This is a genomic window from Corynebacterium atrinae (assembly GCF_030408455.1).
GTDB classification, from domain to species: Bacteria; Actinomycetota; Actinomycetes; order Mycobacteriales; family Mycobacteriaceae; genus Corynebacterium; species Corynebacterium atrinae.
This window is the reverse complement of sequence record NZ_CP046977.1, coordinates 2,343,722-2,356,938: the sequence shown is the minus strand read 5'-3', so window position 1 is coordinate 2,356,938 and position 13,217 is coordinate 2,343,722. Positions and strand designations below refer to the sequence as shown.

Annotated in this window: 13 protein-coding genes; 9 read left to right on the top strand and 4 right to left on the bottom strand. The window is 64.8% G+C overall.

Translation table 11 applies throughout. From position 1 onward, the window contains the following. Positions 1–74 precede the first annotated feature (74 nt). Genes ftsH through CATRI_RS11550 form a run of 9 tightly spaced genes read left to right on the top strand, consistent with a single transcriptional unit; the run spans position 75 to position 7,785 of the window. Entirely contained in the window at positions 75–2,477 is a 2,403-nt protein-coding gene (gene ftsH / locus CATRI_RS11590; protein ID WP_290217741.1) for an ATP-dependent zinc metalloprotease FtsH, read from the top strand. Continuing rightward, positions 2,478–3,047, top strand: a complete 570-nt coding sequence (gene folE / locus CATRI_RS11585) for a GTP cyclohydrolase I FolE (RefSeq protein ID WP_290217739.1) — start codon at positions 2,478–2,480, stop codon at positions 3,045–3,047. Between the two features lie 10 nt (positions 3,048–3,057). Beyond that, positions 3,058–3,912: a dihydropteroate synthase gene (gene folP, locus CATRI_RS11580; RefSeq protein ID WP_290217737.1), complete on the top strand. Its 855-nt coding sequence runs from the start codon at positions 3,058–3,060 to the stop codon at positions 3,910–3,912. Next, on the top strand, positions 3,905–4,294 hold the full coding sequence (gene folB, locus CATRI_RS11575) for a dihydroneopterin aldolase (protein ID WP_290217735.1): 390 nt from the start codon (positions 3,905–3,907) through the stop codon (positions 4,292–4,294). Before folP ends, folB begins: the two co-directional genes overlap by 8 nt. Further along, a complete protein-coding gene (gene folK / locus CATRI_RS11570) occupies positions 4,294–4,785 on the top strand; it encodes a 2-amino-4-hydroxy-6-hydroxymethyldihydropteridine diphosphokinase (RefSeq protein WP_290217733.1) in 492 nt (163 codons plus the stop codon). Before folB ends, folK begins: the two co-directional genes overlap by 1 nt. Continuing rightward, positions 4,782–5,249, top strand: coding sequence for a DUF3180 domain-containing protein (locus CATRI_RS11565; protein ID WP_290217731.1), 468 nt, complete (start codon positions 4,782–4,784; stop codon positions 5,247–5,249). Before folK ends, CATRI_RS11565 begins: the two co-directional genes overlap by 4 nt. A gap of 10 nt (positions 5,250–5,259) precedes the next feature. After that, positions 5,260–6,231 (top strand): DUF6779 domain-containing protein, encoded by a 972-nt coding sequence (locus CATRI_RS11560; protein ID WP_290217729.1) that lies wholly within the window; start codon positions 5,260–5,262, stop codon positions 6,229–6,231. A gap of 16 nt (positions 6,232–6,247) precedes the next feature. Continuing rightward, a complete protein-coding gene (locus tag CATRI_RS11555) occupies positions 6,248–6,976 on the top strand; it encodes a 6PGD fold domain-containing protein (protein ID WP_290217726.1) in 729 nt (242 codons plus the stop codon). Further along, positions 6,973–7,785 carry a pantoate--beta-alanine ligase gene (locus CATRI_RS11550; protein ID WP_290217724.1) on the top strand — a complete coding sequence of 271 codons (813 nt, stop codon included), beginning with the start codon at positions 6,973–6,975 and terminating at the stop codon, positions 7,783–7,785. Before CATRI_RS11555 ends, CATRI_RS11550 begins: the two co-directional genes overlap by 4 nt. On the opposite strand, the gene CATRI_RS11545 is transcribed toward CATRI_RS11550, so the two are convergent. The 4 genes from CATRI_RS11545 to CATRI_RS11530 all read right to left on the bottom strand — a co-directional run bounded on the left by CATRI_RS11545 (position 7,782) and on the right by CATRI_RS11530 (position 13,060). After that, a complete protein-coding gene (locus CATRI_RS11545) occupies positions 7,782–8,753 on the bottom strand; it encodes an ArsA family ATPase (protein WP_290217722.1) in 972 nt (323 codons plus the stop codon). The two genes, CATRI_RS11550 and CATRI_RS11545, sit on opposite strands and share 4 nt — an antisense overlap. Beyond that, a complete protein-coding gene (locus CATRI_RS11540) occupies positions 8,744–9,004 on the bottom strand; it encodes a cory-CC-star protein (RefSeq protein ID WP_494337459.1) in 261 nt (86 codons plus the stop codon). Before CATRI_RS11540 ends, CATRI_RS11545 begins: the two co-directional genes overlap by 10 nt. 4 nt (positions 9,005–9,008) lie before the next feature. After that, a complete protein-coding gene (locus tag CATRI_RS11535) occupies positions 9,009–10,724 on the bottom strand; it encodes a carbon starvation CstA family protein (RefSeq protein ID WP_290217720.1) in 1,716 nt (571 codons plus the stop codon). Between the two features lie 257 nt (positions 10,725–10,981). Further along, positions 10,982–13,060 carry a PhoX family protein gene (locus CATRI_RS11530; protein ID WP_290217718.1) on the bottom strand — a complete coding sequence of 693 codons (2,079 nt, stop codon included), beginning with the start codon at positions 13,058–13,060 and terminating at the stop codon, positions 10,982–10,984. Positions 13,061–13,217: the final 157 nt, after the last annotated feature.

Genomic DNA, 13,217 nt, shown 5'->3' with positions numbered 1-13,217 from the left:
GTGGAGTCAGTGAAGCTACCGCACCCGAAAGGCATTGGTCGCGAGAGGCACCTAAGCTCTGCGCGACTGCATACATGAAGAACAAGAGAATTCTCCAGATCGGCCTGCTCGCCGCAGTCGTCCTGATCTCCCTGTACGTGTTCACCCTTTTCACGGACGACACTCGTAACTACCAGCAGGTAGATACCTCCGTGGCCATGGCGCAGCTGAATGACAACAACGCCAAGGAGGTGCAGATCGATGACCGCGAGCAGCGCGTGCGCATCGAACTGCGCAACCCGATCACGTATGAGGAACGTGAGGGCGTCGACGAGATCATGGCCCAGTACCCGGCCCGCACTGCGCCGGAAGTATTCGACGCGGTGAAGAACTCCGGTGCTGACAAGTACACGACGAGGGTCACCCAAGACAGCTTCCTGGGCAGCATGCTCGGATTCCTGCTGCCCATGCTCATTCTCTTCGGCCTGCTGTTCTTCTTCTTTACCCGCATGCAAACCGGCGGCATGTTTGGTTTCGGCGGCTCCAAGGCCAAGGAACTGACCAAGGACATGCCCACCAACACCTTCGCCGACGTCGCTGGTGCTGACGAAGCGGTCGACGAGCTGGTGGAAATCAAGGACTTCCTCCAGGACCCGGCCCGCTACCACGCCCTCGGCGCGAAGATTCCCCGCGGCGTGCTGCTCTACGGACCGCCCGGCACGGGCAAGACCCTCCTCGCGCGCGCCGTCGCCGGTGAAGCCGGGGTGCCGTTCTACTCCATCTCCGGTTCGGATTTCGTGGAAATGTTTGTCGGCGTCGGTGCCTCCCGCGTGCGCGACCTGTTCAAGCAGGCCAAGGAGAACAGCCCCTGCATCATCTTCGTCGATGAGATCGACGCCGTCGGACGCCAGCGCGGCTCCGGCATGGGTGGCGGACACGACGAGCGCGAACAAACGCTCAACCAGCTCCTCGTCGAGATGGATGGCTTCGGCGACCGCGAAGGTGTCATCCTCATGGCGGCGACCAACCGCCCCGACATCCTCGACCCCGCCCTGCTGCGCCCCGGCCGCTTTGACCGGCAGATCCCCGTCACCGCGCCCGACCTCGCCGGGCGCGAAATGATCCTCAACGTCCACGCCAAGGGCAAGCCCCTCGGCCCGGACGCTGACCTCAATGCCCTGGCCAAGCGCACCGCCGGCATGTCCGGCGCCGACCTGGCCAACGTCCTTAACGAGGCCGCCCTCCTCACCGCCCGCATCGGCGGCAACGTCATCACTGCCGACGCCCTCGAAGAGGCCACCGACCGCGTCATCGGCGGCCCCCGCCGCGAAGGCAAGGTCATCTCCGAGAAGGAAAAGAAGGTCACCGCCTACCACGAGGGCGGGCACACCCTCGCCGCGTGGGCGCTCAAGGACATCGAGCGCGTGTACAAGGTGACCATCCTCGCCCGCGGCCGCACCGGCGGCCACGCCATGACCGCCGCCGAGGACGACAAGGGCATGTACAACCGCGATGAGCTCTTCGCCCGCCTCGTTTTCGCCATGGGCGGCCGCGCCGCGGAGGAGCTCGTCTTCGGCGAGCCCACCACCGGTGCCTCCGCCGATATCGAGCAGGCCACCAAGATCGCCCGCGCCATGCTCACCGAATACGGCATGTCGCCCACCCTCGGCGTGGTCAAATACGGTCAAGAGCAGGGCGATCCCTTCTCCGGCCGCGGGGGCGGCGGCACGCTGGAGGTGTCCCCCGCCATCGCCGCGAAGATCGACGAGGAGACCCACCGCCTCCTCGACGCCGCCCACGAGCAGGCGTACACCATCCTCCGCGACAACCGCGAGTACCTCGACCGCCTCGCAGAGAAACTCCTGGAGAAGGAAACGTTGCGACGCCCCGACCTCGAGGTCCTCTTCGAGGGCATCGAGCCGCGCGCGGCCCACGACATCTTCCCCGGCGAGAACGATCGCTTCCCCCGCCAGGCCGACCGCGAGCCCGTCAAAACCCCCGTTGAGATGGCCATCGAGCGCGGCGAAGAACCGCCGAAGCGCTTCTCCCTGCTGGAGATGTCGAAGGAAGCCCGCGCTAAGCGTCAGGCCGAGCTCGCTGCGGCGCCCCCGGTTCCCGCCGGTCCCTCGGCTCCCGCCGAGGGCCGTCACCACCGCGAGGGCAACCCGGGATCAGTCCCGGATTCTGCCTCGGAAACGAAGGCCCGCTACGGCGGAACCCCGCCGCCCGCGGACTGGTCCGCGCCGGGCTGGCCGCCGAAGTCCAACCCCTACTCCTCCGCCAGCGAGGAGCACCCGGGCATGAAGAACTACGGGCCGGTGGCTCCTGAGGCAGCCGAGACCGATCGGAAGGATCCCCCGACCGAGGTCATCGGGTTCCGCCTGCCGGACCACGAGCAGCCAGAGAACCGGAAAGCTAGTGAAGATACTGCCGTGATCGAAAAGCCCGCCGCCGACGCAGCAGACGCAGCAGACCCTGTGGAACCTAAGGACGACTAAATGACTGAATTCGATCAGGCTCGCGCCGAGGCCGCAGTCCGGGAATTGCTCATCGCCGTCGGCGAAGACCCCGACCGCGAGGGACTGCGGGAAACGCCGGCCCGCGTGGCGCGCTCCTACCGGGAGATTTTTGCCGGGCTGCACACCGACCCGACCGAGGTGTTGACGAAGACTTTCGCGGAGGATCACCAGGAGCTCGTCCTCGTCCGCGACATCCCGATCTATTCCACGTGCGAGCATCACCTCGTGCCCTTCTACGGCACAGCCCACATCGGCTACATCCCGGGCAAGTCCGGCCAGGTCACGGGCCTGTCCAAGCTGGCTCGCCTGGCGGACATGTACGCCAAGCGTCCGCAGGTGCAGGAACGGCTGACTTCGCAGATTGCCGATGCCCTCGTGGACAAGCTCGGCGCGCAGGCCGCGATAGTGGTCATCGAATGTGAGCACCTGTGCATGGCGATGCGCGGCATCCGCAAGCCCGGGGCGACGACCACGACCTCGGCGGTGCGCGGCGGATTCAAAACCAATGCCGCGTCCCGCGCCGAGGTGCTCAGCCTCATCCGTAGTTAGGGTGGGTGGCATGCGCGTTGCAGACCTCACCGTGCCGGGGCGGTGCTTAGTCATGGGCATTGTCAATGTCACCGAGGACTCGTTTTCCGATGGCGGCCAGTGGCTCGACATTGACCGCGCCATTGCCCACGGGCGGGAGCTGGTGGCGCAGGGCGCGGACATGATCGACGTCGGCGGCGAATCGACCCGCCCCGGTGCCACGCGCGTGGACCCCCGGCTGGAGGCGGAGCGCGTCGCCCCGGTTATCGCGGCTCTCTCCCAGGAGGGCATCGCCACGTCGGTGGATACGATGCGCGCCTCGGTGGCTTCCGTAGCCGCGGAGGCCGGGGCGTGCCTCATCAACGATGTTTCCGGTGGCTTGGCTGATCCGGATATGTACCGCGTCATGGCCGATACCGCCCTGCCCGTCTGCCTCATGCATTGGCGCACCTTGCGCTTCGGCGACGCCGCTGGCACGGCTGACCACGGTGGCGATGTCGTCCGCGACGTCCGCGAACGACTCGACCAGTTGGTGGGCAATGCCTTGGATGCTGGGGTCGCCCGAGACAACATCGTCCTCGACCCGGGGTTGGGTTTCGCGAAATCCCGCGAGGACAATTGGGCGCTGCTCCACGCCCTCCCGAGCTTCATCGGCGGCGAGTTCCCCGTGCTCGTCGGCGCTTCCCGCAAGCGTTTCCTGGCGGCGGTCCGCGACGACCGCGGGTTCGCAGGCGCGCCCGCCGATGCCGATCCCGCCACCGCCGCCGTCACCGCCATTTCCGCGCAGATGGGAGCCTGGGGCGTGCGGGTGCACAACGTCCCGGTCTCCCGCGATGCGGTGGACGTGGCCGCCCTGTGGCGCTCCGGAGGTGGCTCTCGTGGCTGATCGCATCGAACTCCGCGGCCTGGAATGCTTCGGCTACCACGGGGTATTCCCGGAGGAAAAGCGCGAGGGGCAGCTGTTCATCGTCGACATCACCTGCTGGTTGGACACCGCGCAGGCGGCCGCGACCGATGATCTTCGCCTGACTGTCAACTACGCCGAGCTGGCCGAGCTGGCCATTTCGGTGGTCTCGGGGCCCTCGCGCGATCTCATTGAGACGGTCGCGGCGCTCATCGCCGACGACGCCCTCGCGCGGTTCGACCTGCTCCACGCCGTCGAGGTGACGATCCACAAGCCCTCCGCGCCCATCCCGCACACGTTTAGCGATGTCGCCGTTGTTGCCCGCCGCTCGCGCCGCACCCGCGCCGAGTTTAGGAACGCCTGATGCGCGCCGTTCTGTCCATCGGGTCCAACATGGAGGATCGCCGCGCGCTGCTGGGCACCGTCGTTGATGACTTCCGCGCCGACATCGTCGCCGCGTCACCGATCTTCTCCACGCCGCCGTGGGGCGTCGAGGATCAGGACGAGTTCCTCAATGCGGTTCTGCTTATCGACGTCCCCGGCACCCCCCTTCAGCTGCTTCGTCGCGGTCAGGCCCTGGAGGAGGCCGCCGCCCGGCGGCGGATTCGACACTGGGGTCCGCGCACCCTCGACGTCGACATCGTGCAGGTCGTGGAGGACGGTAAGGAAGTGCTATCCGACGACCCGGTGCTCACCCTCCCTCACCCTTTCGCCCACGAGCGCGCCTTCGTCCTCGTCCCCTGGCTCGCGGCTGACCCTGTAGCGGTCCTGCGCGGGCGTCCCGTCGCGGAGTGGGTGGCCGGGCTCGATCCGGCCGACGCCGCCGCTATCAAGGAAGTGGGGTCGCTGCTATGACCCGCACCCCTATCATTGGGCTCGTCGCCGCCGGCGGCTTCAGTGCCGCCGTCGTAGCTATCTTGACCTGGGGATTCTACGGTTCCATGATGGCCATCCCTGTCACGGTATCGGTGACGTTGTGGGCACTGACCGCCTTGTGTGTGTTCCTCGCATGGAAGGTCCGCTCCCGCCTGGATGAGGGCCGGATTGGCCAGGACCGTAGTCAACTCAACCCCGTCATGGCCGCACAATTTTTGGTGCTGGCCAAGGCTTCCGCGTGGACCGGGGCGATCATCGGGGGCGGATACGTTGGTATGGCGTCCTACATCCTGCCGCGCATCGGCGAACTCGTGGCCGCCGCCGAAGACCTGCCCGGAGTCCTCGCCTCGGCACTAGGCGGGATCGCGTTGTCCGCCGCGGGCCTCTATCTCGAACGACACTGCGAAACGCCGCCACCCTCCGATGGAGAGTTGGTTGGTTAGAGTGGAGCCCATGAATGACCAGAATGCTTGGAAGGGCACCGACCGCGGTCAGCTGTTGCTGATCGCGCTCATCGTTGTCGCCTTCGTTGCCAGCCTGGTCATGCTGTTTACCGATAACACCGGTGCCCTCAAGCTCGCCCTTATCGCCGCCCTCTGGGCAGCCCTGCTCGGTTCTTTTCTGGTCTATCGCTCGCGCCAGGCAGTGGATGCCAAAGACGCCGAGCTGGAACATCAACGGGAATTGGCGCATTCGCGCGTGCTAGCCGGGGAGGGTACTCCCTCCCAGGAGTTGGAACTGCTCCACGAGATGCGTGCCCGCGAATCCGAAGTCCTGGCTGATATCCAACGCGAGCTCAAGGCTCTGCGCGCCCAATTGGAAGAACTTTCCGGGAGGGAGTTCGGCTACGAACCCGCCTCGCTGCGAGCCGAGGCCCGCCGGATCCTCGAGTTGGAGGAGGCGGCAGCAGTCGCCGCCACTCCCGAGCCGGAACCTGAGCCGGAGCCCTACGAGTCCCCGCTTCCTGACTTCAGCCACGTGCACACCGGCCCTCCTTCCTCTGACGCCGTTGCCGGGCGCCTTGGGCAGCAAGAGACCCCATCCCGACCCATTCCCAACCCCTTGGCGGAGCTCATCGCCGAAAACCAGCGCCGGGAGCAAGAGCAGACCCGAGCCTTTAGCACTGGATCTTTCGAGGCCGTTTCCTGGGATCAGGGTGGAGTGCACCGAAGCGAGGTGGAGCCGCCGGAAGAAGAACCGGTCACCCCGACCTACGTCGGACGGCATGGGGCTGGCTTCAACTTCGCAGCGGAGGAGCCCGAGGTGGCGGAGGTGCCAGAGCCTGTCGCTCCTGAACCTGAGCCCCCGGTGGTCGAAGCTCCGGTGGTCGAAGAAGGTCGGCGCGGGCGCCGCCGGCGGGACGAACAAGGCGGCGTGTCCGTTGCGGAGCTTTTGGCGCGGGCCAAGGCCAGCGAGGAAAATTAACCACCAAGGAGAACTCATGCAGGCACCCCGTATGCGGGTGGGCGTGTACGTCGATACTGAGCATCACGAGCGTGAGCGGCTGGCTCGGCTTCCGGACCTGATGGACAGCGCGGGCCATTATCTTCATTGGCCCGTGGAAGGCTCACTGCCGTGGGAGGACATGGACCTCATCCTTCTTGTGGTCCGGGACAGCTCCTTGGAAGAGGCAGTGGATACCCTCGAGCCGCACGTTCGACGGGGCCAGATCGTCGTGCACACTTGCCTTGCCCAGGGCGTGCAGGTCCTCGATCCCCTCGAGGTCAAGGGCGCGGTCGTCATTTCCGCTGGCAGGCTCAGCGACGATCATTGGGCCGTGACCACGGTGGATGAGATGGGCTTTTCCGTCGCGGAGCTGTTGTTCGCGGAGCTAGGACTTCGTACCATTCATGTGGCGGATAACGACCGTATCAAGATTGCCGCCGCGATGACCTACGCGGACGCTATTCGCAGTCTGCGTCATGATGCCGTCGACATGGTGGCCAACGTCGTGGGCAATGAAGAAAAAGCCGAAGAAATCATCAACTCTGAATTTCTCTTCGCCAACCCGCCCACCGTCATGGGCCCGGGCGGCCTGTATGAACAGTGGAAATCCATCTCGGACCCCGGGTTTGCCCGGATTTTCCGCGATACGCTGCGCCGACTGGGCGAGCTAACCCAAAAAGAAGACGTAGAACTGTGGGCGATCGGCCGGGAAGGGCTGTCATGAGTTTCGAATTTGGGCAGGCCCAGGAGTTTTCCACTGAGCGCATTTCGATCTTCGCGCGGGCCATGCGAAAAACGGGGCGCCCGGTCGTGTTGGTTCCCCTGGGGGTGGGGCTCCACGCCGGTCACATTGCGCTTATCCGTGCTGCCCGGCGCCTTCCCCGCGCCGTCGTCATCGTGGCGTGGGCGGGAACGGAGGTTCCGGAGGAGCTTAAGTCCGAGCAGGTCGACGCCGTCTGGCGCTACACCGTGGCGGAGCTGTGGCCCAAGGGCCTGCGCACCGTCATTCAGCCGGTCGATCATCACCTGGAGCCGGTAAGCGATCTTGCCCGGGTGCTTACCCAGCAGATCGCCGAGCTCAACATCGTCGGCCCGAGCGATGTCTTCGTCGGGGAAAAGGACTACGAGCAGATCCGTGCCCTGCAGTCGGCGGTCACCGATCTGCATCTGCCGGTCACGGTCCATGGCGTGCCGACGGTGCGCATGCCCGACGGCATTGCGCTCTCTCTCCGCAACACCCAAGTTGATGAGGCGGCGCGGGAACAAGCCCTGGCGCTGTCCGCAGCGTTGACGGCGGGTGCCCACGCCGCCGAACACGGAGCGGATGCGGTGCTTTCCGCCGCCCGCTCGGTGTTGGACACGGCCGGAATCGAACCGGAGTACCTCGCGGTCCGGGGCCTCGAACTCGGCGAAGCGGAGGAGACCGGAGATGCCCGTCTCCTCGTCGCCGCCACCGTCGGGGGCGTGCGCCTCATCGATAACGTGGGCCTGCCCCTGGGCGTGGGGTTCCGCAACCTGGGGCAGGACGCCTAGCGCAGCAGCGCGGCGAAATCCTCGACCCCGGCGATACCGGCGATCTCCCCGGACTGGAGGGGGAGCTGGACCACGGGGACGTCGTTAAGCGAAAGGGCCCGCAGGGCCTGCTCCTCCAACGCATGTCGATGGGCGAGGAAATCGCCCTCGTCGACCGGCGAGCGTCGGTTGACGATGCACCCGCCGACGCGGACGCCGGAGGACCGCAGCTCCTCGCAGAACTCGTGGGTTTCCTGGACGGGGAGGCGCTCGGCGGTGAGCACGATGAAGAAGACACACTGATCGGGGTCGGTGAGGACGGTCCGCAGGTTCTCAAAACGCGCGCGGCGTTTGAGCAGCAGCGAACGCAACTGTTGGTTACGCCGATCCACGGGATTGAGCGCGCCGGTGACAATGTGATCGCGACCCGTCGGCGCCAACCCGCGGGCCACGGACGACAGGTGCTCGGACTTGGCTCGCCGATCAAGGAGGCCATCGGTCCACGCCGCCATGAGCTCGGGTAACGCCATGAGTCGGGACGTGTGCCCGGAGGGGGCGGTGTCGAAGACCACGTGATCGTAGTTATCGGCCTCGGTGTCCACCAAGGAGGCGATCCGCTCCAGGATCGCCGCCTCATGCGTGCCGGGGGATTGGGCGGCCAGCTGCAGGTGCTTTTTCACCTCACCGTGGAGGTGCTCCGGCATCATTCCCCGGATGGTGTGGCCCACATCCTTGAGGTGTTGGGCCGTCGTCGCCGCCGGGTCCAGCTCGATGACGTCGAGGTTCTCCCGCACCGTCGTGATGCGATCGCCGATGCGTCGCTCCCACAAGTGCCCCAGGTTGTGCGCCGGATCGGTGGAGACGAGCAGGACCTTCTTGCCGGACTGCGCGAGCGCGGTGGCGGTGGCCGAGGCGACGGTCGTCTTACCCACGCCCCCCTTCCCGCCGAAGAAGATGATGCGGGTGGAGTCAGTGAGATCTAGCAGCATTGAATGTTCTCCAGGGGTGAGTGCTCCATGTTCATCCGGCGGTGCCAGTCATGGAAGTCCTCGTAGATGATCGGCAGCATCTCCAGCGTGTAGTAGCTGGCGGGGTTCGGGACGCCGAGGGCCTCGGACATGACAAGCATCATGAACAGGTCATCTTCCTGCTGCTGGGCCTTGATAAACATCGCCCGGTACGGGCCCGCGTAGTACTCGTTGAGCCCGTCCGTGAATGCCTTCAGCTTGTCCCGAAACACTTGCCTAGCCCTTCTGCGATACCGACACGGGCAGTGGGGCGTCGGTGTCTTCGTCGCTCCACACCACCGGCTCCTCGTTGCGGGCCCGGTTCATGGCGGAGAACGCCTCGATGGTCACCCAGATGGCGCAGATGATGATGACGATGTCGAGGAACAGGAGCAGCCAGTTCTGCGCATCGTAGAAGCCGCGGACCTGGACGATTGCCGCCCACAGGGACACCACGAGCACGAACACCAGCGGAATGAGGACCGGCCACGTCGGGCGGCGCAGGCGCGTGAGGATGACGCAGACGATGGACAGCGTCAGAGCTGCCATCAGCTGGTTGGTGGTACCGAACAGCGGCCAGATGAGCATGCCGCCGGATCCGTCGCCACCCGCCGAGAAGGTCAGACCCAAGGCAACGACGATGACGATGAGGGTGGCCACCACGCCGGTGATCTTCACACCGACGATCTCGCCGATTTCCTGGACCACGAAGCGCTGCAGGCGAACGCCGGTATCCATGGTGGTGGCGGCGAAGAGGACCGCCATCGTGGCGAGGATGGTCGCGGAAAGGGAGTTGGGGATACCCAGGCCCTCGTTGATGAGGTTGCCGCCGCCTTCGACGAAGGCGTTGACGCCACCCTTGTTGAAGGCGGTGTAGATGGCTTCCCAATCCTGGATGGTCTTGAAACCAGCGGTGGTGGCGATGATCGTGCCGAGGGAGAGCAGGCCCTCGCCGATGGCGCCGAAGTAGCCGACGAAGCGGGCGTCGGTTTCCTTATCCAGCTGCTTGGCGGAAGTGCCGGAGGCGACGATGCCGTGGAAGCCGGAGATCGCACCGCAGGCGATAGTGACGAACAGCAGCGGCCAGATCGGCGGGGTGCCGGTAGGCAGGTTCGCGTTGACGGCCGGGGCGACGATGTTGGGAGCGGTGAAGATGAACGCGGCGTAGAGAATGCCCAGGCCGACGAACAGCTGCAGGCCGTTGATGTAGTCGCGCGGCTGGAGCAGCACCCACACCGGCAGGAGGGAGGCGATGCCGCCGTAGATGAAGAGGACGACGATCCAGAACGCGTTCGGGCTCAGGCCCAGGACGGAATCCGGCAGGGAGATGGGGTAGCGGTCGCCGACGATCATGAGGGTGTAGAGCACGACGACGCCAACGACGGAGACGAGCGGCAGGTTCCACTTGAAACGGTAGATGGCCTGGCCGATGAACAGGGCGACGATGATCGCGCCCCACGTCGGGATGACAGCGCTCGGGGTGGAGACTAGCAGGTTGGAAATGACCACTGCGAAGGCCGCGACGACCATGAGCAGCAGCAGGAAGATGACCACCAGGAAGAGGTTGCGGCCGCGGGCGCCGATGTATCGGCCCGACAAGGTGCCAATGGATTGGCCCTTGTGGCGCTGGGAGGCCCACAGGGCACCCAAGTCGTGCATGCCGGCGATGAAGACAGTGCCGATGGTCACCCACAGGAAAGCGGGCAGCCAGCCCCAAATAACAGCAACGGCCGGGCCGACGATGGGGGCGGCACCGGCCACGGAGGTGAAGTGGTGTCCCCACAGCACGAACTTGTTGGTGGGGACGTAATCCACACCATCGGTCATGGTGTGCGCGGGCGTCTTATAGCCATCAGACAGCTGGTACACCTTTTTCCCGAGGAATCGGGAGTAAAGGAAGTAACCAGCCAGCATCATGCCGACGCCGATGAAGACAAGGATGAGTGAGTTCATCTGGTTCCTCGGTTGTAGTGAAAAGGCCGCGGAACTGTCAGAGACGGCGCCGCCCGCCAGGTTTTGTCAAGGTCACTGCTAACCTTCTCACATAAAGTGGCATGGGTCACCCGGGGGGTGGTAGTTGGGATGCCAATCACTTAACTTCCCTGGGTAACTCCCCCTTAAGGGTGGCGTGATGCGCGCCTGGGGGTAGAGAAAATTCTGAAACAAGGCTCCACAGCGGCATGCTGTGGAGCCTTGCGAAGGAGTGCTGGTTAAGCCTTTGCTACGCCGATCTGGCCGCCGTCGGCCTTCCACACCTGCGCCACGGCGGGGCGCGGCGCCGAGCTGCCACCATCCGGCCAGTGAGAAGAAGGCTTTTCGACGGTCGCGTCATCCGTCTCACCGGGATGCTGGACGTTGACGATCACCCGGTTTTTCTCCACGATCGGCCCGCAGGTCTCGGCCGCAAACGGCACGGTGAGGAAGCATTTCACCTCGCCGCGGTTGTTGCCCTCGACGGCCATGGCGTAGAGCCCGTCGTTAGAACCGAGGGCGTTGCCGTCGGTGGAGATCCACAGGTTGCCGAACTCATCAAAGGCCAGGTTGTCTGGGCAGGAGATCGGAGAGACCTTGGCCTTGTCGAAGCCGCCGAAGTAGGTGTACGCCTCGTCCGGATCGCCGCAGACGAGCACGAGGTTCCAGGTGAACTTCTCGCCCGCGTGATCGTCATCGATCTCCATGACGAGGCCGTTCTTGTTTTCCTTGACCGGGGCGTACTCCCGGACGTCTTCCTTCGACTTCTCCGCCGCACCGCGGTACTTGTTGTTGGTCAGCGCCATGTAGACCTTGCCGGTGGTGGGGGAGATCTCCACGTCCTCAGGCCGGTCCATCTTCGTCGCGCCGACGGCATCGGCGGCCTCGCGGGTGAAGATGGCCACCTCCTCGCCGCTGAACCCATCGACGTGGGATTCCGCCTGGCCAGTGGCATCAACCGTCATCAGCTTGGCCCAGCGGCCCACACCATCAAAAGCCCCATCGGACGGCAGCTCACCGGAGCCGTCGATCTCGCTCTGCGGGGAGTTGCCCTCCATGATCGCAACGTAGAGGGTGCCCTCGTCGAGGATGGTCATGTTGTGCGCCTTATCGCCCTCCTTCATCTGCTTGGAAGAGACGAACTTGTACAGGTACTCAAAGCGGGCATCATCGCCGGAGTAACAGACGATCGTGCCGTCATCGGTGATATGGATGTTGCCAGCCTCATGCTTGAATCGGCCGTTGGCCATGTGCTTGACCGGGGTGGAGGTGGGATCGAAAGGATCGATCTCCACGAGGTAGCCGAAGCGGTTGAACTCGTTGGGCTCCTTGGCTAGATCAAAACGGGAATCGAAGCGCTCCCACTTGCGATCCGACTCGCCCTCGGAGGCACCGAAGCGGTCGACGGAGGTGCGGGTCCGCTCATCGCTGACACCGTCGGCGTTGGCGAAGTAGATGTCGAAGTTCTCTTCGCCGGAAAGCATCGTGCCCCACGGAGTCAGCCCGCCGGCGCAGTTGTTGAAGGTGCCCAGAACCTTGGTGCCAGTAGAATCGGCCGAGGTTTTCACGTAGCCAGAGCCAGCGCCCGGGCCGACGAGGCGGAACTCCGTCGTGCCGGTGATCCGGCGGTTGAGGGGGCCGAACTCGCGCTTGAGTTCCCCGGTCTCGCCGACCTTGGACACCTCGAGGATGGTGTGGCCGTGGCTAGCGATGCCGATGCGCGCCTGCTCCTCCGTCGGATTCTCCGGGTCATAGTTCGGGAACATCTGCGGCTCGGTGGTGTACTCGTGCGAGCAGACATACACCAGTCGGTTGGGGTCCGAGGGGTGTTCAAACAAGCCGGCAAAGTCATTGTTGAAGCCGAACTGCTGCTCGGCAGCCGCGAGGGTTTGATTGTTGATGTCGAACTCCGGGGCACCCTCAATGACCGGGTCACCCCAGGCGATAAGCACGGACTGTTCGTAGCCGGTGGGGACGGTGACCTTGTCATCCTCGTTGGGGGCGACGACATCGAACTGCAATCCCTTGCCGGACTGATGCTCGCCGCTGGATGTCGCGGAGGAGGTGGACGATGCCCCGCTTGCGGCGTTTTCGTTGGCGGGGGAGCAGGCAGCGAGGGCAGCACCGCCGCCGACGGTGAGCACGGTGAGTCCGCCGGCCTTCAGTGCTGAGCGGCGGGAAATGAGGTCACCGAAGTAGGGGTTGTCGGTCGGGTTCTCGCATGCGCCGAAGCACGCATTGCCGCACTTGTAGGTGCAGGTCAGGGAGCTGCGGGAGCTGGTGAACTTGCTGGAAAGAAGGTTGAGGCCCTTCAACATCGTGGTGCCCTCCAAGGCTTAAACCGAAAATGAGACGGACTGAACGTTAGGGAGAGCAGGTGTCCAGGCGACCATATTGAGGTGAAGAGTCAGTGAACTCCGACACTATTAAATAAGTACGGCTAAAGCCGGGTAAAATCGCCTCCACGTCCCGAAG